The 24,095-nt window shown below is 73.2% G+C and carries 26 protein-coding genes; 12 read left to right on the top strand and 14 right to left on the bottom strand.

Annotated features, from left to right (window positions below; translation table 11 throughout):
- The first annotated feature begins 60 nt into the window (after positions 1-60).
- Positions 61-1,050, top strand: coding sequence for a LacI family DNA-binding transcriptional regulator (locus AC069X_RS02880; RefSeq protein WP_478725081.1), 990 nt, complete (start codon positions 61-63; stop codon positions 1,048-1,050).
- On the opposite strand, the gene AC069X_RS02875 is transcribed toward AC069X_RS02880, so the two are convergent.
- The 6 genes from AC069X_RS02875 to AC069X_RS02850 form a co-directional block, all read right to left on the bottom strand.
- The gene (locus tag AC069X_RS02875) at positions 1,040-1,252 is read right to left on the bottom strand and encodes a hypothetical protein (protein WP_478724406.1); all 213 of its coding nucleotides are present in this window, start codon (positions 1,250-1,252) and stop codon (positions 1,040-1,042) included. The genes AC069X_RS02880 and AC069X_RS02875 overlap by 11 nt on opposite strands.
- 167 nt (positions 1,253-1,419) lie before the next feature.
- Positions 1,420-2,718 carry a DUF6986 family protein gene (locus AC069X_RS02870; protein ID WP_478724404.1) on the bottom strand — a complete coding sequence of 433 codons (1,299 nt, stop codon included), beginning with the start codon at positions 2,716-2,718 and terminating at the stop codon, positions 1,420-1,422.
- Between the two features lie 184 nt (positions 2,719-2,902).
- Complete coding sequence (locus AC069X_RS02865) at positions 2,903-3,865, bottom strand: electron transfer flavoprotein subunit alpha/FixB family protein (RefSeq protein WP_478724402.1); 963 nt, start codon at positions 3,863-3,865, stop codon at positions 2,903-2,905.
- Between the two features lie 59 nt (positions 3,866-3,924).
- Entirely contained in the window at positions 3,925-4,710 is a 786-nt protein-coding gene (locus AC069X_RS02860; RefSeq protein ID WP_478724400.1) for an electron transfer flavoprotein subunit beta/FixA family protein, read from the bottom strand.
- Positions 4,711-4,913: 203 nt separating this feature from the next.
- A complete protein-coding gene (locus AC069X_RS02855) occupies positions 4,914-5,444 on the bottom strand; it encodes a flavin reductase family protein (RefSeq protein ID WP_478724398.1) in 531 nt (176 codons plus the stop codon).
- A gap of 284 nt (positions 5,445-5,728) precedes the next feature.
- Positions 5,729-6,079: a TlpA family protein disulfide reductase gene (locus AC069X_RS02850; RefSeq protein WP_478724396.1), complete on the bottom strand. Its 351-nt coding sequence runs from the start codon at positions 6,077-6,079 to the stop codon at positions 5,729-5,731.
- A gap of 216 nt (positions 6,080-6,295) precedes the next feature.
- Between AC069X_RS02850 and AC069X_RS02845 the strand changes: the two genes are divergently transcribed.
- Entirely contained in the window at positions 6,296-7,024 is a 729-nt protein-coding gene (locus AC069X_RS02845; RefSeq protein ID WP_478724395.1) for a lysophospholipid acyltransferase family protein, read from the top strand.
- Positions 7,025-7,046: 22 nt separating this feature from the next.
- Here the strand turns inward: AC069X_RS02845 and AC069X_RS02840 are convergent, their stop codons facing one another.
- Entirely contained in the window at positions 7,047-7,625 is a 579-nt protein-coding gene (locus AC069X_RS02840) for a CGNR zinc finger domain-containing protein (protein ID WP_478724393.1), read from the bottom strand.
- A gap of 82 nt (positions 7,626-7,707) precedes the next feature.
- Here AC069X_RS02840 and AC069X_RS02835 point away from each other — a divergent pair, with 82 nt between their 5' ends.
- On the top strand, positions 7,708-8,958 hold the full coding sequence (locus AC069X_RS02835) for an MFS transporter (protein WP_478724391.1): 1,251 nt from the start codon (positions 7,708-7,710) through the stop codon (positions 8,956-8,958).
- Here AC069X_RS02835 and AC069X_RS02830 read toward each other — a convergent pair.
- From AC069X_RS02830 to AC069X_RS02810, 5 genes are all read right to left on the bottom strand, one after another.
- Positions 8,894-9,493 carry a transglutaminase-like domain-containing protein gene (locus tag AC069X_RS02830; RefSeq protein WP_478724389.1) on the bottom strand — a complete coding sequence of 200 codons (600 nt, stop codon included), beginning with the start codon at positions 9,491-9,493 and terminating at the stop codon, positions 8,894-8,896. The two genes, AC069X_RS02835 and AC069X_RS02830, sit on opposite strands and share 65 nt — an antisense overlap.
- Positions 9,494-9,588: 95 nt before the next feature.
- The gene (locus AC069X_RS02825) at positions 9,589-10,650 is read right to left on the bottom strand and encodes a threonine aldolase family protein (protein ID WP_478724388.1); all 1,062 of its coding nucleotides are present in this window, start codon (positions 10,648-10,650) and stop codon (positions 9,589-9,591) included.
- Complete coding sequence (locus AC069X_RS02820) at positions 10,647-11,396, bottom strand: SDR family NAD(P)-dependent oxidoreductase (RefSeq protein WP_478724386.1); 750 nt, start codon at positions 11,394-11,396, stop codon at positions 10,647-10,649. The genes AC069X_RS02825 and AC069X_RS02820 overlap by 4 nt, the downstream gene beginning before the upstream one ends.
- A gap of 26 nt (positions 11,397-11,422) precedes the next feature.
- Entirely contained in the window at positions 11,423-12,829 is a 1,407-nt protein-coding gene (locus AC069X_RS02815) for a DUF6421 family protein (protein ID WP_478724384.1), read from the bottom strand.
- 303 nt (positions 12,830-13,132) lie between these two features.
- Positions 13,133-14,281 carry an LLM class flavin-dependent oxidoreductase gene (locus tag AC069X_RS02810; RefSeq protein ID WP_478724383.1) on the bottom strand — a complete coding sequence of 383 codons (1,149 nt, stop codon included), beginning with the start codon at positions 14,279-14,281 and terminating at the stop codon, positions 13,133-13,135.
- 49 nt (positions 14,282-14,330) lie between these two features.
- Here AC069X_RS02810 and AC069X_RS02805 point away from each other — a divergent pair, with 49 nt between their 5' ends.
- Together AC069X_RS02805 and AC069X_RS02800 are read left to right on the top strand one after the other, a co-directional pair.
- Entirely contained in the window at positions 14,331-14,960 is a 630-nt protein-coding gene (locus AC069X_RS02805) for a helix-turn-helix transcriptional regulator (protein ID WP_478724381.1), read from the top strand.
- A gap of 188 nt (positions 14,961-15,148) precedes the next feature.
- Complete coding sequence (locus AC069X_RS02800) at positions 15,149-15,841, top strand: glycerophosphodiester phosphodiesterase (protein ID WP_478724379.1); 693 nt, start codon at positions 15,149-15,151, stop codon at positions 15,839-15,841.
- 208 nt (positions 15,842-16,049) lie between these two features.
- Here AC069X_RS02800 and AC069X_RS02795 read toward each other — a convergent pair whose 3' ends face one another.
- Entirely contained in the window at positions 16,050-16,589 is a 540-nt protein-coding gene (locus tag AC069X_RS02795) for a GNAT family N-acetyltransferase (protein WP_478724377.1), read from the bottom strand.
- Positions 16,590-16,720: 131 nt separating this feature from the next.
- Here AC069X_RS02795 and AC069X_RS02790 point away from each other — a divergent pair, with 131 nt between their 5' ends.
- The 4 genes from AC069X_RS02790 (at position 16,721) to AC069X_RS02775 (ending at position 19,897) form a co-directional block, all read left to right on the top strand.
- On the top strand, positions 16,721-17,335 hold the full coding sequence (locus AC069X_RS02790) for a DUF5134 domain-containing protein (RefSeq protein ID WP_478724375.1): 615 nt from the start codon (positions 16,721-16,723) through the stop codon (positions 17,333-17,335).
- Between the two features lie 102 nt (positions 17,336-17,437).
- Complete coding sequence (locus AC069X_RS02785) at positions 17,438-18,376, top strand: M56 family metallopeptidase (RefSeq protein ID WP_478724373.1); 939 nt, start codon at positions 17,438-17,440, stop codon at positions 18,374-18,376.
- A gap of 182 nt (positions 18,377-18,558) precedes the next feature.
- Positions 18,559-19,224, top strand: coding sequence for a phosphatase PAP2 family protein (locus tag AC069X_RS02780; protein ID WP_478724371.1), 666 nt, complete (start codon positions 18,559-18,561; stop codon positions 19,222-19,224).
- Positions 19,225-19,261: 37 nt separating this feature from the next.
- Positions 19,262-19,897 carry a TetR/AcrR family transcriptional regulator gene (locus tag AC069X_RS02775; protein ID WP_478724370.1) on the top strand — a complete coding sequence of 212 codons (636 nt, stop codon included), beginning with the start codon at positions 19,262-19,264 and terminating at the stop codon, positions 19,895-19,897.
- Positions 19,898-19,910: 13 nt separating this feature from the next.
- On the opposite strand, the gene AC069X_RS02770 is transcribed toward AC069X_RS02775, so the two are convergent.
- Positions 19,911-21,398, bottom strand: coding sequence for an LVIVD repeat-containing protein (locus tag AC069X_RS02770; protein ID WP_478724368.1), 1,488 nt, complete (start codon positions 21,396-21,398; stop codon positions 19,911-19,913).
- Positions 21,399-21,474: 76 nt separating this feature from the next.
- Between AC069X_RS02770 and AC069X_RS02765 the strand changes: the two genes are divergently transcribed.
- Genes AC069X_RS02765 through AC069X_RS02755 form a run of 3 tightly spaced genes read left to right on the top strand, consistent with a single transcriptional unit; the run spans position 21,475 to position 23,992 of the window.
- On the top strand, positions 21,475-22,131 hold the full coding sequence (locus AC069X_RS02765) for a DUF305 domain-containing protein (protein ID WP_478724366.1): 657 nt from the start codon (positions 21,475-21,477) through the stop codon (positions 22,129-22,131).
- Between the two features lie 52 nt (positions 22,132-22,183).
- Positions 22,184-23,545 carry an FAD-dependent oxidoreductase gene (locus AC069X_RS02760; protein WP_478724365.1) on the top strand — a complete coding sequence of 454 codons (1,362 nt, stop codon included), beginning with the start codon at positions 22,184-22,186 and terminating at the stop codon, positions 23,543-23,545.
- A 36-nt stretch (positions 23,546-23,581) separates the two neighbouring features.
- Entirely contained in the window at positions 23,582-23,992 is a 411-nt protein-coding gene (locus tag AC069X_RS02755; protein WP_478724363.1) for a hypothetical protein, read from the top strand.
- The last annotated feature ends 103 nt before the right edge of the window (positions 23,993-24,095 follow it).

The following is a 24,095-nucleotide window of genomic DNA, read 5'->3' as shown; positions in this document are numbered from 1 at the left end:
TTCCCCGCCGTGCCGCAGCCCCGCCACCCGTCCGAGCACCGCTACGGCAACCGGCCGACCATGAAGGACGTGGCGGCACGGGCGGGCGTCGGCCTGAAGACGGTCTCGCGGGTCGTCAACGGCGAGCCGGGCGTGACCCCCGACACCGAGCGGCGGGTGCGGGAGTCCATCGAGGCGCTCGGTTTCCGGCGCAACGACAGCGCCCGGGTGCTCCGCAAGGGCCGTACCGCCACCGTGGGCCTGGTCCTGGAGGACCTCGCCGACCCCTTCTACGGTCCGCTCAACCGGGCCGTGGAGGAGGTCGCCCGCACCCACGGCGCCCTGCTCATCAACGGCTCCAGCGCCGAGGACCCGGAGCGCGAGCGGGAGTTGGCGCTCGCGCTGTGCGCCCGCCGGGTGGACGGGCTGATCGTCATCCCCGCCGGGGACGACCACCGCTACCTGGAGCCCGAGATGAGGGCGGGCGTGGCCACCGTGTTCGTGGACCGTCCCGCGGGCGGGATCGAGGCGGACGTGGTGCTGTCGGACAGCTTCGGCGGTGCCCTGGACGGGGTGGCGCACCTGATCGCGGCCGGGCACCGGCGGATCGGGTTCATCGGCGACCACCCCCGCATCCACACCGCGACGGAACGCCTGCGCGGCTACCGCGAGGCGATGGCCCGGGCGGGCCTGCCGGTGTCCGAGAGCTGGGTCTCCCTCGGCTCCACCGCCCCGGAACGGGTGGCTGCGGCGGCCGGGGCCATGCTGGCCGGCCCGGAGGCGGTCACCGCGGTCTTCGCCGGCAACAACCGGGTCACCGTCACCGTCGTACGGGTCCTCGCGGCGCTGCCCCGGCCGGTGGCACTGGTCGGCTTCGACGACTTCGAGCTGGCCGACCTGCTGCGCCCCGGCGTCACGGTGGTCGCCCAGGACCCGGCCGCCCTGGGCCGGGTGGCCACCGACCGCCTCTTCCAGCGCCTGGCCGGCACCCCCCTCCCCCCGACCCGCATCGAACTCCCCACCCGTCTCGTCCCCCGTGGCTCGGGCGAACTCCCGCCGGTCACCGGATGACCGCCCGCAGCACGGGCACGGTCCCGCCGGTGGCGGCGAGCCCGGCGACCACGGCGAGCGGGACCGGCACCCCGCCGAGGTGACTCACCCCGCCGAGGTGACTCAGCCCGCCGGTGACGAGGCCGGCGAGCAGGGCGCCGAGGAGCACGCCGGCGGCGTGCAGGGTGAGCAGGGGCGGATCGGCGTCCGGCGCTTTGGTCACGGGGTGATTCCACCGCCGTCGGCACCCTTGCGCCGCCCCCACCGGACGAACCCGTACCGCTTCCGGACACCGCCCCCTCACGTGTGCGGTGATGGACAGCGTGCGCCGGCTCGTGCCGACGGCCCGGCTCCGGTGATCCGGGGCCGGGCCGTGCGGGGGGCCGGGGGTCAGGCGGTCGCCGTCAGGGTGGCCGAGCGGCGCGGGATGGCGAACGCGTCCAGTTCGGCCCGGGTCAGGCCGGTGAGGGCGGTGACCTCGTCGTTGCCGACGGCGCCGCAGTCGAGGCCGCGGACCAGGTAGCCGGCCAGGGCCTTGGCGGTGGCCGGCTCGTCCATGACGTCGCCCTCGATCTTGGCGACGTACGCCTTCAGGCGCGCGGCGGCGGCCTCCAGGCCCTCGCGGTAGAAGGTGAAGACGGCCGCGTAGCGGGTCGGGAGGTGCGCCGGGTGCATGTCCCAGCCCTGGTAGTAGGCGCGGGCCAGGGCGCGCCGGGTCAGGCCGTAGTGGAGCTTCCAGCCCTCGTGGACCTTCTCCGTGGAGCCGATCGGCAGCACGTTGGTGGAGCCGTCGGAGACGCGTACGCCGGTGCCGGCGGCGGCCACCTGCATGATCGCCTTCGCGTGGTCGGCGGCGGGGTGGTCGCTGGCCTGGTAGGCGGCGGAGACGCCGACGCAGGCGCTGTAGTCGAAGGTGCCGTAGTGCAGGCCGGTGGCGCGGCCCTTGGAGGCCTCGATCATCCGGGCGACGGTGGCGGTGCCGTCCGAGGCCAGGATCGACTGGCTGGTCTCGATCTGGATCTCGAAGCCGATGCGGCCCGGGCGCAGGCCGCGGGTGCTCTCGAAGGCCTCCAGCAGCTTGACGAAGGCGCTGACCTGCTCCGCGTAGGTGACCTTCGGCAGGGTGAGGACGAGGCCCTCGGGCAGGCCGCCGTGCTCCAGCAGGCCGGAGAGGAAGATGTCCGTGGTGCGGATGCCGCGGTCGCGGACGTTGGACTCCATGCACTTCATGCGGATGCCCATGTACGGGGCGTTGGTGCCGTTGGAGAAGGCCTCCGAGACGAGGCGGGCGGCGCGGGCCGCGGCCTGGTCCTCTTCCTCGTCGGAGCGGACGCCGAAGCCGTCCTCGAAGTCGACGCGGAGGTCCTCGATGGGCTCGGAGGCGAGCTTGGCGCGGACGCGGTCGTAGACGGGTACGGCCAGTTCGTCGGAGATGCCGAGTACCTTGGCGAAGGTGGCGGCGTCCGGGGCGTGCTCGTCCATGGCCGCGAGGGCCTGGTCGCCCCAGGAGCGGATGGTGCCGGCGGCGAAGACGTCACCGGGTACGTAGACGGTGTGGATGGGCTGACGGGTGCCGGGGTCGCCCGGGTAGTGGCGCGCGAGTTCCGCGTCCACCGGCGCCAGGGAGGCGCTGATGCCCTCGCTGACCGCGCCTGCGAGGCTCGTCGCCACCTTCTCCTGCTGACCCATCGTGCACTCTCCTCTTTTCCGCTTCACGGAAGCTTAGATCCGCATAGCAGAATTTAGTCACGGGGTTCCGCTCCGTCAATGGTCCCTCCGCCGCCTGGGACAAACGACTCGGGGCCGTGCGGTGACAATCACCACACGGCCCCGTAGGCCCAAGACGCGCAGGTCAGGGACCAGGCGCGGGTTTTCAGCCCTTGCGGGCCTTGATCTCGCCCGTCAGCTGCGGGACGACCTCGAAGAGGTCGCCGACCACGCCGTAGTCGACCAGCTCGAAGATCGGGGCCTCGGCGTCCTTGTTGATGGCCACGATGGTCTTCGAGGTCTGCATGCCGGCCCGGTGCTGGATCGCGCCCGAGATGCCGGAGGCGATGTACAGCTGCGGGGAGACCGACTTGCCGGTCTGGCCGACCTGGTTGGAGTGCGGGTACCAGCCGGCGTCGACGGCGGCGCGGGAGGCGCCGACCGCCGCACCGAGGGAGTCCGCGAGGTCCTCGATGATCGCGAAGTTGTCGGCACCGTTGACGCCGCGGCCGCCGGAAACGACGATCGCGGCCTCGGTCAGCTCCGGACGGCCGGTCGACTCGCGCGGGGTGCGGGAGACGACCTTGGTGCCGGTGGCCAGGGCGCCGAAGGTGACGGCGAGCGCCTCGACGGCACCGGCGGCCGGGGCGGCCTCGACCGGGGCCGAGTTCGGCTTGACGGTGATGACCGGGGTGCCCTTGGACACGCGGGACTTGGTGGTGAACGACGCGGCGAAGGCGGACTGCGTCGCGACCGGACCCTCGTCACCGGCCTCCAGGTCGATGGCGTCGGTGATGATGCCGGAGCCGATGCGCACGGCGAGGCGCGCGGCGATCTCCTTGCCCTCGGCGGAGGACGGGACGAGCACGGCGGCCGGGGACACGGCGTCGTACGCGGCCTGCAGCGCGTCCACCTTCGGTACGACGAGGTACTCGGCGAACTCGGGGGCGTCGGCGGTGAGGACCTTGACGGCACCGTGCTCGGCGAGCACGGCGGCGGTGGCCTCGGCACCGGCGCCCAGGGCGACGGCGACGGGCTCGCCGACGCGGCGGGCCAGCGTCAGCAGCTCAAGGGTGGGCTTGCGGACGGCACCGTCCACGTGGTCGACGTAGACGAGAACTTCAGCCATGGGACTGCTCTCCTGCTATTGCGAAGTGTCTGGGGGCTTGAGGGGGGTGACCGAAGTCCTTAGATGAACTTCTGGCCGGCCAGGAACTCGGCCAGCTGCTTGCCGCCCTCGCCCTCGTCCTTGACGATCGTGCCGGCGGTGCGGGCCGGACGCTGCGCCGCGGAGTCGACCGTGGTGTAGGCGCCCTCGAGGCCGACCTCCTCGGCCTCCAGGTCCAGGTCGGACAGGTCCCAGGACTCCACCGGCTTCTTCTTGGCGGCCATGATGCCCTTGAAGGACGGGTAGCGGGCCTCGCCCGACTGGTCCGTCACCGAGACGACGGCCGGGAGGGAGGCCTCCAGCTGCTCGCTCGCGGAGTCGCCGTCGCGGCGGCCCTTGACGGTGCCGTCCTCGACCTTGACCTCGGAGAGCAGGGTGACCTGCGGGACGCCCAGGCGCTCGGCCAGGATCGCCGGGAGGACACCCATGGTGCCGTCGGTCGACGCCATACCGGTGATGACCAGGTCGTAGCCGGCCTTCTCGATGGCCTTGGCGAGGACCAGCGAGGTACCGATGACGTCGGTGCCGTGCAGGTCGTCGTCCTCGACGTGGACGGCCTTGTCGGCGCCCATCGACAGCGCCTTGCGCAGCGCGTCCTTGGCGTCCTCGGGGCCCACCGTCAGAACGGTGATCTCGGCGTCGTCCGCCTCGTCGGCGATCTGCAGCGCCTGCTCGACGGCGTACTCGTCGAGCTCCGACAGCAGACCGTCGACGTCGTCGCGGTCGACGGTCAGGTCATCGGCGAAGTGCCGGTCACCGGTGGCGTCGGGCACGTACTTCACACAGACAACGATCCTCAGGCTCACGCCGGCTCTCCTACCGCATCGTCTTTTTTCTGATACCGCCTTGTGCAGGCAGCATAGGCGCCTTGCCGGGCGGGTCCCGATCGGGGCGGCCCGCGCTCCGAAAGGAATGTTACTCGTCAGTACACAGTGGGTCTTCCCCGGTTGCAAGGCCACTGAACTGTGATCTGTCCAACGCCGCCCGAACCCACCCCAGCAGGGACGATTCAGTCCCGCAACGCGTTGAAGCGCCCCTGGTGGTACAGCAGGGGGCGCCCCTCCCCCGCCGGGTCCCCCGCCACCGCCTCCGCGATCACCACGCGGTGCGCACCGGCCGGCACCCGCGCCACGACCCGGCACACCATCCACGCCAGTACGCCGCCCAGCAACGGCACGCCGTGCGGGCCCGGGGCCCATTCGGTGTCCGGCCCGAAGCGGTCGGCGCCGCTGCGCGCGAAGAGGCCGGCCAGCTCCCGCTGGTGCTCCCCGAGTATGTGGACGCCGAGGTGCTCGCTGTCACGGACGGCGGGCCAGCTGGAGGCGCCGGTGCCGATGGTGAACGAGAGCAGCGGCGGGTCCGCGGACACCGAGTTGAGCGAGGTCGCGGTGAAGCCGGCGGGCCGGCCCCCGCTCTCCGCGGTGATCACAGCGACGCCGGCGGCGTGCCGCCGGAAGACCGAGCGGAGCAGCTCGGGGGAGCCGGGCAGGGGCTCACCGGCGGAGCCGAGGAACGCGGGCGGGGCCGTCGGGGCCGTCATCGGAAGTCGCTTCCTTCTGCCGCGGGGATCGCGGGCGCTGTGGGGGATCGGGAGCCGGGGCCCTGACCGGGGCCGTCAGCGATGCCGACAGCGCGCGCTCGCATGGCGGACGAGGTCCACGTGGAGCCGCGCGTAAAGCAGGAGTTCATACCGCATGCCGCCAGCCTGGCGATCTCACGCGCACGCAGTCAAGCCGCAGCGGACAGATGTCAGGCGCGTCACGCTGCGTGCGGGCGCGCGTACCGGCGCGCCGGGCCCGGCGGCCGTCCCCGCGCGGGGCGCCCTCACGCCACCGCCGCGCCCAGGGCGGCGATCACGTCCGCCTTGCGCGGCATCCCGGCCGCGCGCCGGACGATCCGCCCGGCCGCGTCCAGGACGAACACCGTGGGGGTCTTCTCGATGCCGAGTGCGCGCACGAGTTCGAGGTTGCGCTCGGCGTCGATTTCGATGTGCGCGACCCCGTCCACCATTTCGGCGACTTCCGAGAGGATCCTGCGCGTGGCCCGGCAGGGCTGGCAGAAGGCGCTGGAGAACTGCACCAGGCTGGCCCTCTCCCCCGGCTCCCGGCCCAGTTCGGCGGCACCGAGGGGCCCCTGTCCGTCCGCCCGCCGCGTTCCTTCTGCGTGCCCGCGCACACCTGCTCCCGTCCGCCCTGATCGCATGTACGTACCCTGGTCCGAGCACCCGTCCGGCGCGCGGCATTCCCCGCGTGACGAGAATCTCCCCCGGCTCGGGCGTCTGGGCTGGCCAGCGGGCCGCGTTTGGGGCACGATCCCCATGGCCGCGTACCTACGCTGCCGTAACTTCCGGCCGGGAGAACCTCCCCAGGCAGAAAGCGGGGTCTCCCCCTCATGGCTGAGCTCGTATACCCCCCGGTGATCGGTGCCGCGCACACCCTGTTCCGCGCGCTGGACATCCGGATCGACATGAAGGGCACCGAGAACATCCCGCGCAAGGGCGGGGCGGTCCTGGTGTCGAACCACATCGGCTACCTCGACTTCATCTTCGCGGGCCTGACGGCCCGGCCGCAGAAGCGCCTGGTCCGCTTCATGGCCAAGGAGTCGGTGTTCCGGCACAAGGTCTCCGGCCCGCTGATGCGCGCGATGAAGCACATCCCGGTGGACCGGCAGCAGGGCGAGACGGCCTACCAGCACGCCCTGGACTCGCTGCGTTCCGGCGAGATCATCGGAGTGTTCCCCGAGGCGACGATCTCCCAGTCGTTCACCCTCAAGAGCTTCAAGTCGGGTGCGGCGCGGATGGCTCAGGAGGCGGGGGTCCCGCTGATCCCCGTGGCCCTGTGGGGCACGCAGCGGCTGTGGACCAAGGGCCGCTCGAAGAACCTCAAGCGCAGCCACATCCCGGTGACCATGCGCGTCGGCGAGCCGATCGAGGCGCCGAAGGACCAGTTCGCGGGCGCGATCACCCGCCGCCTGCGCGAGCGCGTGCAGGAGCTGCTGGACGCGGCGCAGAGCGCCTACCCGGCCAAGCCGCAGGGCGCCGAGGACTCCTGGTGGCTCCCGGCCCACCTGGGCGGCACCGCCCCGACGGCCGCGCAGGTCAAGGAGCGCGAGGCCAACTGACCCCGCCCTCCGGCCCGCCCCGCTACTCCGGCCCCGCCGCCGCGTCGCGCCGTCTGCGCCGGTGGGCGGCGACCCTGGCGCGCGTGGCGCAGGCCGGGGAGCAGTAGCGGCGGGCGCTGCCGGGGCCGGTGCCGAGGAAGAGGCGGCCGCAGCCGTTCGCGGCGCAGGCGCCCCAGGCGAGGCGCCCGTACTCGGTGAGCAGCTGGGCGAGGACGAGGGCGCCGGAGGCGAGGAACCACTCGCCCCAGTCGGCACCGTCGCCCCGGTCCACGTGCAGGTGCCAGGGGTGGCCGTCGTGCCGGGTCAGCCGGGGGCGGGTGGCGTACTCCTCCAGCAGGGCGTTGACGGCCGCGGCCGCCCGGTCCTCGTCGGTCTCGGCGAGGACCTGCGCCATCCGCCGGACGGCCGCGCGCAGTCCGGCCGCCTCCGATTCCGTGAAGACCTCCGGAACGAGTTCCCCCGGGTGCTCCCCGTGCCGGGCGAGCAGCTCCGCCAGGGCGGAGCGCGGCAGGGCGGGGTCCGCGCGGACGGCCTCGCTGAGCTCGATCAGCCGCCGGGCCGCCTCGAATCCGCCGCCGCTCGATTCCCGCCGGTTTCCCATGCGCGGATCCTTTCGTCGTGCACCCATACGGCGTAACGTCTTGTGAGCTCAACACGTTACCCAATGCGGAGGGGGCTCGCCGATGGGCGGATTCGGGCGGTATCTGGCGGCGGCGCTCGCCGCGCGCTTCGCGTCCGAGGGCATGGGCATGGCGGTGGTGCTGCTGGCGCTGGAGCGTACGGGCAGTGCCGCGCACGGGGCGTTCGTACTGACCGCCTGGCTCGCGCCGCACGTGCTGGCCGCGCCGCTGGCGGGTACCGCCGCGGCCCGGGCGCGGCGGCCGCGGCGGTTCTACGCGGGGGCGCTGGCGGGGTTCACGCTGGCGGTGGCGGCGCTGTCCCTGCTGCTGGGCCGGGCTCCGGTGCCGGTGGTGCTCGCGGTGGCAGTGCTCGGCGGGACCTGCGGGCCGGTGGTGACCGGCGGCCTGTCGAGTCTGGTCGCGGGGCTCCTGCCGGCGGGCCCGGCGCGGGACCGGGCGTACTCCTGGGACGCCTCCACCTACAACGCGGCGGCGGTGACGGCCCCCGCGGCGGTCGCCCTGGTCGGGGCGCTGCTCTCGGCCGGGCCGGCGATGGCGGTACTGGCGGCCTCGGCGGCCCTGGCGGCGCTGCTGGCGGCGTCCCTGCCGTACGCGGAGCCGTACGGGGAGCCCGGCGCGGGCCCCTCCCCCGACGGGCCCCGCGCCGGGCTGGGAGCGGGACTGGCCGCGCTGTGGCGGGTCAGGGAGCTGAGGGCCATCACCTCGGCGACGACCCTGGCGTTCGTCGGCATCGGGTCGCTGACCACCACCTCGGTGCTGCTGGCGGCCGGGCTCGGGAGTCCGGGTGCGAGCGGGGTGCTGATGACGGCCTTCGCGGCCGGAGCACTGGCGGGGTCCCTGACGCTGGGCCGGATGACCTCGGTGGAGCCTGGCCGGCTGGCCCGCTGGGGCATGGCGGGGACGGGGGCCGCCCTGGCGGTGGCGGCGTTCACGCCGTCCGTGGCCCTGACGGCGGCGGCGTTCGCGGTGGCGGGGGTGTGCGACGGGCCGTTGCTGACGGCCACGCTGCGGATCCGCTCGGAGCACGCCCCGGCGGCGGTGCGGCCGCAGGTGTTCACGCTCGGGGCGGGGCTGAAGGTGACGGCGGCTTCGACGGGCGCCGCCCTGGTGGGGCTGGCCGCCGCCGCGCCGCCGTGGACGCTGCTGCTCGGGATCGCCGTGGTGCAGCTCGCGGCCGCCGCGCTGCACGCGCTGGTGGCCGTGGGCGGGGCCGTTCCGGCGGCGGGCGCTACAGAGCGGTCGGCAGGTTCCGCCACAGCGCCGGCCGGTCCGCGGACTCCTGGAGCGCCTTGAGCACGGCGGGGTGCGGGGCGGCGTGGAGCTCGGGGTAGTCGATCTCGCCGAGTCCGGGACGGACGGGGAAGGCGAGCCGCTCGCGGTCGAGGTCGAACCGGGCGTCGACGCCGGGCTTGTTGCCGCGCGGGTCGATCCGGGACCAGGCGGTGGCTCCGGGCAGCCGGACGGCGACGAGCCCGTGGACCACCTGGCCGGAGCCGTCGTCGTCGCCGAGGAGCTGGTAGCAGAGGGCGGCCGGGATGCCCTGGGCGCGCAGCAGGGCGGCGAGGGCGTGGGACTTCGCGTAGCAGATGCCGTTGCGGGTGGCGAGGACGTCGGAGGCGCGCCAGGAGACGCGGGTGTCCCCGGAGTCGGCCGAGTGCGGGATCGTGTCGCGGATGAATTCAAAGGCCGCTTCGGCGTATGAGTATGCATCGCCGGTTGCGGACCATAGGGCGTCGGCGGTTTCCTGCACGAGGGGATGCCAGTGATCCACGGCCTCGTCCGAGGCCAAGTAGGCGTGGATATCGGGGTTCTGCTGGATGAGCTGCATGGCCGGGAGCATAGGCATGCCTCCGGCCGTAGATCAATAGATTTACGGTCGGAGGCATATCTATTCAGTTCTCGGCCGGGGACGGCCAGGAGCGGCTAGCGGGCCAGCTCCTCCTTGAGGGCCTGGAGGAAGCCGTCCACGTCCTCCTCCTGGGTGTCGTAGCCGCACATCCAGCGGACGTGTCCGGCCGCCTCGTCCCAGAAGTAGAAGCGGTACCGCTGCTGGAGCCGGCGCGACACCTCGTGCGGCAGCTTCGCGAAGACCGCGTTGGCCTGCACCGGGTAGAGGATCTCCACCCCGTCGGTCTCGCGCACCCCCGCCGCGAGCCGCTGCGCCATGGCGTTGGCCTGGCGGGCGTTGCGCAGCCACAGGTCCTTGGCGAGCAGGGCCTCCAGCTGCACCGACACGAAGCGCATCTTGGAGGCGAGCTGCATCGACATCTTGCGGACGTGCTTCATCTGCCGGACGGCGTCCGGGTTCACCACGACCACGGCCTCGCCGAACATCATGCCGTTCTTGGTGCCGCCGTACGACAGCACGTCGACGCCCACCGCGTTGGTGAAGGTGCGCATCGGCACGTCGAGCGAGGCCGCGGCGTTGGCTATGCGGGCGCCATCGAGGTGCACCTTCATGCCGAGGCCGTGGGCGTGCTCGCAGATGGCCCTGATCTCGTCCGGCGTGTAGACCGTGCCGAGCTCGGTGTTCTGGGTGATCGAGACGACCTGGGGCATCGCCCGGTGCTCGTCCTCGAAGCCCCAGGCCTCCTGGTCGATCAGCTCGGGGGTGAGCTTGCCGTCCGGGGTGGGCACGGCGAGCAGCTTGATGCCCGCCATCCGCTCCGGCGCGCCACCCTCGTCCACGTTGATGTGGGCGGACTTGGCGCAGATCACCGCGCCCCAGCGGTCGGTCATCGCCTGGAGGGCGGTGACGTTCGCGCCGGTGCCGTTGAAGACCGGGAAGGCCTCCGCGTACGGCCCGAAGTGGCTGCGGATGACCTTCTGCAGGTGTTCGGTGTACTCGTCCTCGCCATAGGCGACCTGGTGGCCGCCGTTGGCCAGCGCGACGGCTTCCAGGATCTCCGGATGCACCCCCGCGTAGTTGTCGCTCGCGAAACCGCGGACCGCCGGATCGTGGTGGCGGCGGGCATCGGTCTTCACGGTTGTGGAGTGAGCCACAGACGCTGTCCGTTCACTTCGGAGGCGGGCCGTTCCCAGACGCCGGCGATGGCCTCGGCCAGCTCCTTGACGTCGGTGAAGCCCGCGAACTTCGCATTGGGACGCTCGGCGCGCATCGCGTCGTGCACCAGTGCCTTGATCACCAGGATCGCAGCGGCGGCGTGCGGCCCTTCCTCGCCCCCCGCCTTGCGGAAGGAGTCCGCCATGGCCAGGGTCCAGGCCTCGGCGGCCGCCTTGCCGGCGTTGTACGCGGCGTTGTTGGCGACCGGCTTGTGCGCGCCGGACTGGCTGATGAGGACGTACCGGCCCCGGTCGCTGCGCAGCAGTCCGTCGTGGAAGGCGAGCGAGGTGTGCTGGACGGTGCGGATCAGGAGCTTCTCGAGGAAGTCCCAGTCCGCGAGGTCCACGTCGGTGAAGGTCTTGCTGCCGCGCCAGCCGCCCACGAGGTGGACGAGCCCGTCGACCCGGCCGAACTCCTTCTCGGTGCGCTCGGCCCAGGCCTTGGTGGCCTCCAGGTCGAGCAGGTCGACGGTGTCACCGGTGACGGTGGCGCCGCCGTGGGCGTAGCGGGCGGCGTCGACGGCCTCGGCGAGGCGCGCCGCGTCGGCGTCGGAGGCCACGACGGTGGCGCCCGCCTCGGCGAGGCGCATCAGCGCGGCACGGCCGGCGGGGCCGCCGGCCCCGGCCACCGCCACCACCGCTCCGTGGAGCTTTCCGTTGCCGTTCATCCCTGCAGCCTCCTGTGCGCGGTCGCTCACGCGGCGACCCGCTCGGTGTCGTCCGCGTTCGCCGGGGTGATGCCCTTCGTCGAGGCGATCACACCCTTGAGCTTCTTGGCGAGGGCCTCGTAGAACATGCTGAGGGGAAACTCGTCGGGAAGCACGTCGTCCACGAGCTTGCGCGGCGGCTGCGTGAGGTCGAGGGCGTCGGGGCCCTTGGCCCACTTGGAGCCCGGGTGCGGGGCGAGGTAGGCGGAGACCAGCTCGTACGCCTTGAACCAGTGGACCAGCTTCGGGCGGTCGATGCCCGCGCGGTAGAGGTCCTCGATCTCGGCGCACAGCTGGTTGGTGACCACGGGGGCGCGCATCCAGTCGATCTTCAGCTTGTTGTCCGTCCAGCGCACGACGTCGTGCTTGTGGAGGTACGCGAAGAGCAGCTGGCCGCCGACACCGTCGTAGTTGCGGTTGCGGTCGCCGGAGACGGGGAAGCGGAACATCCGGTCGAAGAGGACGGCGTACTGCACGTCACGGCCGTGCTCGTTGCCCTCGGACTCCAGCTTCACGGCCTCCTTGAAGGCGGTGAGGTCGCAGCGCAGCTCCTCCAGGCCGTACATCCAGAACGGCTGGCGCTGCTTGATCATGAAGGGGTCGAACGGCAGGTCGCCGTGGCTGTGGGTGCGGTCGTGGACCATGTCCCACAGGACGAAGGCCTTCTCGCAGCGCTCCTGGTCCTCGACCATGCGGGCGATGTCCTCGGGCAGCTCGATGCCGAGGATGTCGACGGCCGCCGCGGTGACCTTGCGGTAGCGGGCCGCCTCGCGGTCGCAGAAGATGCCGCCCCAGGTGAAGCGCTCGGGGGCCTCGCGGACGGCGATGGTCTCCGGGAAGAGGACCGCGGAGTTGGTGTCGTAGCCCGGGGTGAAGTCCTCGAAGGTGATGCCGAGGAAGAGCGGGTTGTCGTACCGGGTGCGCTCCAGCTCGGAGAGCCACTCGGGCCACACCATCTTCAGGACGACGGCCTCGAAGTTGCGGTCCGGGTTGCCGTTCTGCGTGTACATCGGGAAGACCACGAGGTGCTGGAGGCCGTCGGCGCGCTGGGCCGCCGGGTGGAAGGCCAGCAGGGAGTCGAGGAAGTCCGGGACGCCGAAGCCTTCGGCCACCCACTTGCGCAGGTCGGCGACGAGCGCCTTGTGGTACTCGGTGGCGTGCGGCAGCAGCGGGGACAGCTCCTCGACCGCGCCGGCGACCCGCTCGACAGCGGCCTCGACGTCGGCGCGGGCGGGGGCGCCCTCGGCGTCGAAGTCGATCGAACCGTCCGCGGCCTGCCAGGGGCGGATCTCCTCCACGGCGGCCTTGAGCGCGGGCCAGGCGGGGTGGTCGACCACCCGCGCGCCAGCGGTTATCACGGCACCGCCGGAGCCCGGCACAAGAGTTTCCGTCATGTCACTTCCTCCACAGGAGAACCTCGCGTTAAGACAGCGTATGCATGCGAGGCTCTCCCGCTCAAGAGGAAACGAAGGAAAATATCCCGTGAGACCCCCTACTCCACCGGAAGTCTTCCCGTAACTCACGGTGGAATCCACCACTCCGCCTAGTAGTTGACGCTCGGGGCACCATCCGTCGGCGCTAAGGAAAAGAAGGGGAAACGGCCACCGTCCGCACGGCCGCTCCGCCGGGACTCCACCCGCCACCGGGCCCGGCACGAGGGGATCCGCGGCCCGGCGCGAGCGGTCCTCCGGCCGGGCTCACCGCACCGGGGCGCCGGCCCGCCCCCCTTCTCCGCGGAAGTGCGGGATGACCTTCTCCCCCCACTGCCGCAGGGTCTCCATGCAGGCCTCCTGCGGCACCGTGCCCATCTGCACCAGGCACATCACCTCGTCCGCGCCCGCCGCCCGCAGCCGCTCCACGTACGCGATGGCCTCGTCCGCGCTCCCGTAGGCGTGGTCGGCGTTGAAGGTGGCCGTGGAGGTCGGCCGGACCGGGATGTCCAGCTCGTGCAGCCGCGCCACCACCTGCTCGGCGGCCCGGCGCATCTCGGCCGGCTCGTCGGCGCCCGCCACCACCGCCTCGTCCGGGACGCCCGCGCCGCCGTACCAGTGGCCGATGGACTGGGCGAAGAACCGCTGCCCCCGGACGCCGATCCGGCGGGCCTCCTCGGGATCGTCGAGCACGATGGTCGGGCAGAGCACGGAGAAGTGGTCGTTGACGGCCGTGGACACGAAACGGCTGCCGTCGCGGGCCGCGCGCGCCGCGTCGTACACGGAACGCATCCCCGCGATGGACTCCGGCCCGGCGAAGCCCATGACCAGGGCGCCGACCCCCAGTTCGGCCGCCCGCACCAGCGTCTCGCCCCGGCTGCACGCCAGGAACAGCGGCGGATGGGGCCGCTGCGCGGGGCGCGGCAGGATCGGGTGCGGGGCGATGTCCATCAGTTCGCCGTGGTACTCCAGCTCCTCCTCCTGCCAGGCCTTCCCGATGATCCGCAGCGCCTCCTCCACCTCCGCGGCGGCGCGCTCCCGGTCCACCCCGCACAGCGAGGTCTCCTGCTCCGTGCCCCCGCGGCCGGCGCCCAGGTCGAGCCGTCCGCCCGAGAGCAGGTCGAGCATCGCGGCCCGTTCGGCCACCCGGACCGGATGGTTGAAGTTGAAGGGCATGCACACGACGCCGTGACCGATGCGTATGGTGTTCGTCCGGGCCGCGACGAAGCTCAGGAAGACCTCCGGCGCGCTCATGTGCGCGTACCACTTCAGCGAGTGGTGCTCGACGGCCCAGATCCGGTCGAATCCCATGCGTTCGGCGAGGACCGCCTGCTCGACGCAGTCCCGGATGACCTGGTGTTCCCGTTCCACGGTCGGATCGGCCAGCTGAGCCTCGAAGATCACGGAGAATTTCACGATGCCTCCAGGGATGCGTCCCGTACGCGGTCATACTTCGATTAGAAATATGACTAGTAGTCAGACGCAGAAGAAGCAAGACCTCCCGCCGACCGCGTGGGCGGTGCTCGGCCTGCTGTCCTTCCCCGGCGAACGCACCGGGTACGAGCTGAAGAAGTGGGCGGACTCCTCGCTGCGCTTCTTCTACTGGTCGCCCGCGATCAGCCAGATCTACGCCGAACTGCGCCGCCTGGAGGAACTGGGGTACGCGGCCTCCGCGCGCTCGGGGCCCGAGGAGGTCCGCGCCAAACGCCGCTACGCCATCACGGACGCGGGGCGCGAGGCCCTGTCCGGCTGGGCCGCCGACACCGCCGACGCGGGACCGCCGGTGCTCAAGCACGGCCTGCTGCTGCGGATCTGGCTGGGGCACCTGGCCGAGCCGGAGCGGCTGCGCGAGATGGTCGAGGAGCACACGGAGCGGACCCGGGGCGAGCTGGCCGCCGTACGGGAGGCGATGGGGCACGCGGCGGACGTACCCGAATGGGCCTTCCCGGTGCTCGCGCTGCGCTGGAGCGAGCGGCAGCACCTGGCCGAGCTGGACCTGGCAGAAGCCCTGCTGGCCGACCTCCGCGAGGCCGGGGCAGCGGGCACCGGCAAGGCCCCGCGTCAAGCCGGCGGGGACGCGCCCACCACCGGGTGACGCGGCACGGCGCCCCGGGCCCGCAGCACGGCGCACACCCCTGGCGGGAAGCGGCCGGAGGGCTTCCGCGGGCCCCTGCACGACCGGTCCCATCGCGGGCGGGGCGCACTAGCATGCGTCCTCACCGCGCGGCCGGTCGGGACACCGCGACCGCGCGGGGAGCCGCCCTCGACGGAAGCGAGAGAACCTTGACTTTCCTCACCATCGGTCACCGCGGGGTCATGGGTGTCGAGCCGGAGAACACCCTGCGCTCGTTCGTCCGCGCGGAACGCTGCGGGATGGACGTCATCGCGCTGGACGTCCGCCTCAGCAAGGACGGGGCCCTCGTCGTACTGCACGACGCCGAGGTGGACCGCACCACGAACGGCGCGGGCGCCGTCGCCGACCTGACCCTCGCCGAGCTGCGCGAACTGGACGCCGGACAGGGCGAGCGGGTGCCGCTCCTGGAGGAGGTCCTGGACGCCGTCCGGGTCCCGCTCCAGGTGTCGGTCCAGGACCGGGCGGCCGCAACGGCGCTCGCGGAGCTGATCGTGCGCCTCGACCTGGCCTCACGGGTGGAGGTGGCCTCCGGCGACGGAGACGTGCTCGCGGCGGTCGCCCGGCACGCCCCCGGGGTACGGACGGCCCTGCACCCGAACCGGCCCGGGGCGGCGGCCGAGGACCTCGTGGACCTCGCCCTGGCGGCGGGGGCGCGGACCGTGGCCCTGGACATCCGCCGGCTCACCCTGGAGACGGTGGAGGCGGCCCACGCCGCGGGCCTGCGGGTGACGGGCCGGGCGGTCAACACCCTGGACCAGCTGCGGCTCGCGCGGGCCCTGCAACTGGACGGCGCCGCCACCGACTTCCCGGAGATCCGCAGCACCGGCCGGTTCACGGCCTGAGCGGCGGGGGCCCGGGCACGCCCCCGGAGCCCCCTAGGGCCTGTCGTCAAACTTTCGTCGTCGCCCGGAGGGCGGCCCCGCGGCGTCTGGTGCGTGCTCTCGGCGTGCCGGGCGGCAGCCCTCGTACTGGACGTACTCGGGCTGCCGCCCGGTGCGGCGAGAGCGCGTGCAAGGCGTCGCGGGGCAGACGGAAGTTCGACGACAGGCCCTACAGGGCCTTGACGAGCAGCTCGAAGGCCAGGTCGTCGCGGAGCGGGACGCCGAAGCGCTCGTCACCGTAGGGGAAGGGGCTCAGCTCGCCGGTGCGCTCGTAGCCGCGGCGCACGTAGTAGGCGATGAGCTCCTCCCGTACGTTCACCACGGTCATCCGCATCTCCTTCGCGCCCCAGGCCTCGCGGACCCGGCGCTCGGCCTCGGCCAGGACCTCCTTCCCGAGGCCGGCGCCCTGGAGCCCGGGGCGCACGGCGAACATGCCGAAGTAGGCGTGGTCGCCGCGCTGTTCGAGCTGGCAGCAGGCGACGAGCTCGCCCGCGCGCTCGACGACCAGCAGGATGCCGTCCGGGTCGGCGATGATCGCGCCGACGCCCTCGGGGTCGGTGCGCTGCCCGTCCAGGAAATCGGCCTCCGTCGTCCAGCCGGCCCGGCTCGCGTCGCCCCGGTAGGCGGACTCCACGAGGGCCACCAGGTCCGGGACGTCCGCCTCCACGGCGCTGCGGAAGCTCAGGGCTGCGGGCTGGGCGGTCGGCATCGGGGGCTCCGTTCATCGCGGCGGCATATGACATGCCCGGTCGGACACGACGAGCCTAACCCGGGTCGGCGTGAGGGCGGTGTGAGCAGGGAATCCCTTCTGCTGACGCCGACGAACCGGGAGGTTCCGCCGTGCACGGATCCGCGATGCCGCTCACCCTGGCCTGGATGCTCGTCGCGCTGTGCGCGGCGAGCGGCGGGTACTGCCTGCTGCGGGCGCGCAGAGCGGACGGGCACCCGCGCGGGACGGCCACCGGCGAGGCGGTGATGGGCTTCGGGATGGCGGCGATGGCCCTGCCGGCCGGAATGGGTCCGTGGGGCCCGCAGGTCCTGCTGGCGGTGTTCTGCGGGGCGGCGCTGCACGCGTTGTGGCTGCTGCGCGGCGGGATGCACCACGCGCACCACCTGGTCGGCTCGCTGGCGATGGCGTACATGGCCCTGGCGATGACCGCCGGGCACGGGCACGGCCGGGCGGGGCTGCCGGCGGTGACGGGGGCGCTGCTCGTCTACTACGCCGGGTACGTGCTGCTCGGCGGGGCCCGGCTGCTGACGGCCGGCGGCGGGACGCGGCCCGTGCTCGCGGTGCCGGGCGGGGAGCCGCCGGCGGGCGTGGAGCCGCCGGGCACGGCCGCGGGCGCGGCCGGGGCCGGCGCGGCCGGGAGCGGCACGGCCGGGGCCGGGGACCTGACGCGGGCCTGCCGACTCGCCATGGGGACGGGCATGTTGGCGATGCTGCTGGCCATGTGAGGCCCGCCGCCCGGGTGTCGGGGCGCCGGCGGGACGTGTCCTGCGTCACCAATGCCCCGAGGCCGTACCGGTGGGCGGCGCCGCGCTCATAGGCTGGCGGACATGATGGTCCCCGCCGCCCTCCTGTTGCTCGGCGCACTGACCGCGGTGCTCGCGCCCCGCCTGCTGGCCCGGGCCGAGTGGCCCGATCGCGAACCGGTGGTCGCGCTGTGGGTGTGGCAGTGCGTGGTGGCCGCGACCCTGCTGTGCCTGGGGCTGTCGATGCTGCTCAGCGCGGCCGCCGCCTGGCAGGCGGTACGGGGCCGGCTGTTCTCCGTGGCTCCGCACGGCGTGGTCGACGCGTACGCGCTGGGGGCGGAGGGCGGCCCCTGGGCGACGGGTACGGCGCTGGCGCTGGCCTGCGGGGGGCTGTGGACCGGGGCGATGCTGGCCCGGGAGGTGCTGCGGGCGCGGGCCCGGCGGCGTGCCCGCGGGGCCGAACTCCTGGTGCGCGCCCCGCTGCTGCCCGGTGAGGACCCGGCCGCCGCGCGGCTGGTGGTCCTGGAGGGGCCGCGTCCCGAGGCCTGGTGGCAGCCGGGGACGGCGCCGCGGCTGGTGGTGACCACGGCGGCGCTGGGCCGGCTCAAGGGCAGCCAGCTCGACGCGGTGCTGGCGCACGAGCAGGGGCACGTGGCGGCCCGGCACGACTGGCTGCTGCACTGCTCGCGGGCGCTGGCGCAGGGCTTCCCGCAGGTGCCGGTGTTCGCCGCGTTCGAGGCGGAGATGCACCGGCTGGTGGAGCTCGCCGCCGACGACGTGGCCTCGCGGCGCTACGGGCGGCTGACGGTGGCCCTCGCCCTGGTGGGTCTGAACGAGGACCGGGGCGTCTTCGGGCCGTGCGGCCCCGAGGAGGCGCACGTCCCGCGGCGGGTGCGGCGGCTGCTGTCGGCCGCTCCTCGGCTGTCCCCGGTCCGCCGGCTGCGGCTGACGGCGCTGGCGGCGCTGGTGCCGGCGGTGCCGCTGCTGGTGGCCTTCGTACCGGGCCTGAGCGCGCTGGCCTGAGGGCGCGCAGGCCGGCCGGAGCCGTGCGCCGGCAGGACCCCCACACCGGCTGGAGCCGCGCGTCGGCAGGACCCGCACACCGGCCGGAGCCTGCGCCGGAAGTGCCCGCGCACCCGGCAGGACTCCCGTACCCGGCAGGGCCGACGTCCGGACGGGACCCGTGTGCTGACAGGATCGACGGCATGCGTAACACGTGGCTGTCGCGGGCGGGGGTGTGCTGCGCGCTGCTCGCGGCCGCGCTGACCGTCCTGGTGGTGTCCGGCTGGTGGCCCCTGATCGCGTACGACGAATGGGTGGCGCGGGGCCTGCACCCGTACGCCGTCACCCATACGGGGGTCACCGATGTGGTGCGGGTGTTCTCCGACTGGGTCTGGGACCCGTGGACGATGCGCGCCCTGGCCGCCGTGGCCTGTCTCTGGCTCTGGCTGCGCGGCGACCGGTCACGGGCGGTGCGGGTGGGGGCGGCGGCGCTGCTGGCCTCGGTGGTGCAGCAGGGGCTGAAGGCACTGCTGGGGCGGGCCCGTCCGGAGTGGCCCGATCCCGTCGACTCGGCGTTCTACGCGGCCTATCCGTCGGGGCACGCGATGACGGCCACGGTGGTGTGCGGGCTGCTGCTGTGGCTGCTGCCCGCGCGGACGCCACGGGGGCTGGTGGCCACGGCCTGGGCGGTGGCGGCCGTGTCGGTGCTCGGGGTCGGCTTCACCCGGCTCTACCTGGGCGTCCACTGGTTCACGGACGTGCTCGCGGGCTGGCTGCTGGGCGTGGCCGTGGTGTCGCTCGCGGCGTTCCGGCATGCCTGCCCGGGGCGATCCCCCGCGTCGCCCCGAGCAGACGGTCCCGTGCGCTGAGTATATTGGCTCGGAGCCAGTCAACGCAGGAGTAAGCATGGTCCCGCGCAGCCCGTCGGTCAATGAAGAATTGCGCAGACGTTCCCGGGAGCGCCTGCTGCAGGCTACGGTCGAACTGGTTGCCGAGCGCGGTTACGAGGCCACGAAGCTCGGCGACATCGCCGACCGGGCGGGCGCGGCGCGCGGTCTGGTCTCGTACTACTTCCCCGGCAAGCGCCAGCTCCTCCAGTCCGCGGTGCACCGGCTGATGCACCTGACGCTGGAAGCGGCGCTGGAGCGGGAGCCCCGCAGCGACGACGGCCGGGAGCTGCTGGCCCGGGCGATCGACGCGGTCCTGGGGCTGGCGAGGGACCAGCCCCGGCTGATGCGCACGCACATGGCGGGCATCCTCCAGGCGGAGGGGTTCATCCGCTGCCCGGAGCAGCAGCGCCTGGCGGAGCTGCTGCGGGGGGCCGTGGCCGCGTACGGTTCGGCGGACGTGGACACGGACTACCCGCTGCTGCGGGCGCTGCTGATGGGGGCCGTGGTCGCGGTGCTGCTGCCGGGGGCGCCGATGCCGGCCGCCCGGCTGCGGGCGGAGCTGTTCCAGCGGTACGGGCTGGACTGGGAGCTGGGTGTCCCGCCGGACGGGGAGCCGCCCGGCGGAACGTTTCCCCGCCAGGTCCCGGCGTAGGCCGGGGTGACCGTCAGCGGTACTCGGGCTGGGTCTGCACGTTGAGCCGGTCCAGCCGCACCCACTTGGCGCTGTCGGTGCGCCGGTCGTCGATCCTCAGCACGTCGAGGCCCTTGACGATGTCGTTCGAGTAGATGTGCCCGTTGTAGTAGTACGCCGACCACGAGCCGCCGAGGCCGAGCCGTTCGGTGCTCAGCGGGCCGCGCTCGAAGTAGCCGATCTCCTTGGGGGCCGCGGAGTCGGTGAAGTCCCACACGGAGACGCCGCCCTGGTACCAGGCCTGGACCATGATGTCGCGGCCGCCGCCGACCGGGATCAGCGAGCCGTTGTGGGCGACGCAGTTCTCCGTGGCGGCCTGGTGGCGCGGGATCTTGAAGTAGCTCTTGAAGACCAGCTCGCGCTGGTCGCCGCGGCCGGTGATGTCGTAGATCCCGTCGGCGCCCCGGTTGGGGCCGGTGGCCTCGTTGCAGGTGGCGCCGCCACCGCCGCCGAGCTCGTCGGTGAACACCACCTTGTCGGCCCGCTCGTTGAAGGTCGCCGAGTGCCAGAACGCGAAGTTGACGTTGTCCTGGACCCGGTCGATGACCCTCGGCCGCTCGGGCTCGCTGATGTCGAAGAGGATGCCGTCGCCCATGCAGGCGCCGGCGGCCAGGTCCTTGGACGGCAGCACGGTGATGTCGTGGCAGCCGGTGGTCTTGGACACGCCGGGGTTGGCCGGCGCGCCCGGGTTGCCGCCGTCCGGGAAGAGCACCGGGAAGCCGACGACGGCGGCCCGGGTCGGTGCCTTCTTCGGGACCTTGATCACGGAGATGCCGTCGTGCGGCGGCTTGCAGTCCGGGAAGGCCTCGTTGGGCGAGTACGAGGAGACGTAGACGTAGATGTCGCGGCCGCCCGGCACCAGGGTGTGGGTGTGGGACCCGCAGGCGGTCTCGACGGACTTGACGTACTTGGGGTTCCGCTTGTCCTTGATGTCGAAGATCTTGATGCCCTCCCAGGAGGACTTCTCCGTCGCGGGCTGCGAGACGCTGTTGCACGAGTCGTCGCTGCGGGAGGAGTCGGTGGAGAGGAACAGCAGGTCGCCGGAGACCGAGACGTCGTTCTGGCCGCCCGGGCACAGGACCTGGGTGACGACCTTGGGCGCCTTGGGATCGGCGATGTCGTAGATGGTGAAGCCGTCGTAGCTGCCGGCGTAGGCGTAGCCGCCCTGGAAAGCCAGGTCCGAGTTGACCGCGGCCGGGTTGGAGCTGGGGATGTTGGCCAGGTGCTTGATGTTGGCGCTGTGCACGATCTCGTCCTGGCCGGGGATCTCCCCGGGGGCGAGCTCGCGGTCCTGAGCGGGGCCGGCGCTCTGCCGGGATCCGGGGCCCGGGGTCAGGTCGCCCGGGTCGGGTGTGGCGGCCGCCGGTCCGGCGGTGGCCAGGAGGGTGGTGAGGAGTCCGGCGGCGGCCAGCGCCGCCCCCAGACTCCGGTGACGCACTCTGACGCTGTGGAGCAAGGTCACTGTGCCTCCCGTGGGGGCCCGTACGTTTCGCTCCTCATGGGAACGGAACCTGGACCCCGGCAGTATCGTGCTTTTCATGGACATGGCAAACGCATTAGTCGGCCGATTCCTGGGGGCGGCGCTGACCGCCGGCCTCCTCCTCACGCTCACCGGCTGCCGGGAGGACGACGCCGGCTCCCGCGCCGCGGGCGACGGCTCGCCGGTGGTAGTCGCCCCCGGAAAACCCGGCGGCCCGGCCCGCACCCTCACCCCCGAACAGGCCGCGAGGGAACGCCCCGACGACAGCCCCAACGCGGCCGACCACACCTACGTGCGGCACATGACCGAACACCACCGGCAGGCCCTCACCATGAGCGCCCTCGCCCCCGGCCGGGCCTCGGCCGAAGGGGTGAAACGCCTCGCGGAGCGGATCGCCGCCGCCCAGGGACCCGAGATCGGGGCCATGGAGAAGTGGCTCTCCCGGTACCCGGCGCCCGGCGGCGACACCGGCGGCCACGACCACGGCGCGATGCCCGGCATGGCGACGGAGCAGCAGCTCGCGGAACTGACCGCCGCCCGGGGCGCCGATTTCGACCGGCTCTTCCTCCGGCTGATGACCGCACACCACCAGGGGGCCCTGAAGATGGCCGGGGAGGCCCTCGCCCAGGGCAACAACGTCGCCGTGGAGGAGATGGCGAACGAGGTGGTGGCCACCCAGAGCGCCGAGATCGAGCGGATGCGCGCGATGGGCTGACGGGTCCGGGGGCCGGTGTCATGCTGGGAACACCTGCGGGAGGAGTACCGCCGTGCTTCGTGTCGCCGTCGTCGGTTCGGGCCCCAGCGGGGTCTACGCCGCGCAGACGCTGGTCCAGCAGCGGGAGGTGCCGGGTGTACGGGTCGACGTACTGGACCGGCTGCCGGCCCCGTACGGCCTCGTCCGGTACGGGGTCGCCCCCGACCACGAGAAGATCAAATCGCTGACCGGAAATCTACGGTCGGTCCTGGAGGACGAGCGGATCCGCTTCCTCGGCAACGTGGAGGTGGGCGGCGAGGGTCTGCCGGCCGCGCGGCTGCTGGAGCTGTACCACGCGGTGGTGTACTGCGTGGGCGCCGCCCGCGACCGGATGCTCGGCATCCCCGGCGAGGACCTGGCCGGGGTGCACTCCGCGACGGCCTTCGTGTCCTGGTACAGCGGTCACCCCGACGCCACCGCCTTCGACCTGGGCGGGGTCCGCTCGGCGGTGGTGGTCGGGGCCGGCAACGTCGCGGTGGACGTGACGCGGATCCTGGCCCGGGGCGTGCCCGAGCTGGAGCCGACCGACATGCCCCAGCCGGCGCTGGGCGCGCTGGCGGACAGCGGGGTGCGGACGGTGTCGATGGTGGCCCGGCGCGGCCCCTCGCAGGCCAAGTTCACCACCAAGGAACTCCGCGAACTGGGCACGCTGCCCGGGGTCGCCACCCGGGTGGAGCCCGCCGAACTCGCCCTCGACCCGGCGTACGGGGACCCGGGCGCGGCGGGGGCGCTGCCGGCGGTGGCCCGGCGCAACCTGGACGTGCTGCGCGGCTGGGCCGGAGCCGGCCCGGAGGGAGCCGGCCCGGCGGCCCGGGACATCCGGCTCCGCTTCTACCTGAGGCCGACGGAGGTGCTGGGCGGGCCCGACGGGCGGGTGCGCGGACTCCGCTTCGAGCGGACCGCCCCGGACGGCCGGGGCGGGGTGACGGGGACGGGTGCGTACGAGGACGTCGAGGCCGAGCTGGTGCTGCGCTCGGTGGGCTACCTGGGCGTGCCGATGCCCGGGCTGCCCTTCGACCCGGCCACCGGGACCGTGCCGCACGCGGCGGGCCGGGTGGTGCGCGAGGGCCGCGCCTCGGTGGGCGAGTACGTGGCGGGCTGGATCAAGCGCGGCCCGACCGGGGTGATCGGCACCAACCGGCCGTGCGCCAAGGAGACGGTGTCCTCGCTGCTCCAGGACGCCGGCGCACTGGCCCGGCGCGACCTCCCCGCCGACCCGCTGGCCGCCCTGCGCGCGGCGGGCGTGACCCCGGTGGAGTGGCCGGGCTGGCTGTCCATCGAGGCGGCCGAGGAGGCCCTGGGGCGCTCGCTGGGCCGCCGCTCGGTGAAGATCCCCGACTGGGCGGGCCTCCACGCGGCGGCGGGCCTCACATAGGGTGACCGGTTCCGTTACCGGTCAAGGGAGTTGAGGATGAGGAAGCCGTTGCGGCAGGGCGCGGGCGCGGCTCTGGCGGCGCTCGCCTGCGGGGCGCTGCTGACGGGCTGCACGGAGGAGTCCCGGGCGGCGGCCGCGCCGCCCGGTCCGAGGAGCACGACGGCGGCCCCGCCTGCGGAGGCCGTGGCGGTGGCGGAACGCTACCGGGCGGGCGGCGGGGATCCGGACGTGACCGGCATCGGGCAGGAGGCGACGCCCGACGGCGTGCCCCTGCTGATCGTCTGGACCCGCAACCCGAGCCAGGACGCCGAGTTCTTCGACCGGCAAGCCGAGTCGATCCCGCCGTACCTGGCCGCGAAGGAGGGGCTGTCGCTGCGGCGCGGGTACCGGATGAACGTCTACGGGCCGGACGGGTCCGGCCTCCACCAGTGGGACGCGGCGGCCTGACCCGACGGCCTAGATGAATGAGTCCGATGTTGGTGCTGGTCGCGACCATGGCGAAGGGCGCCCGTTGGTCAGTGTGTGAAGACAAACCTGGACGCCCTTCTGG

The sequence above is a fragment of the Streptomyces sp. NPDC043896 genome (assembly GCF_056435605.1).
The sequence above is the reverse complement of the archived record's forward strand: the minus strand, read 5'-3'. Positions and strand labels throughout refer to the sequence as shown.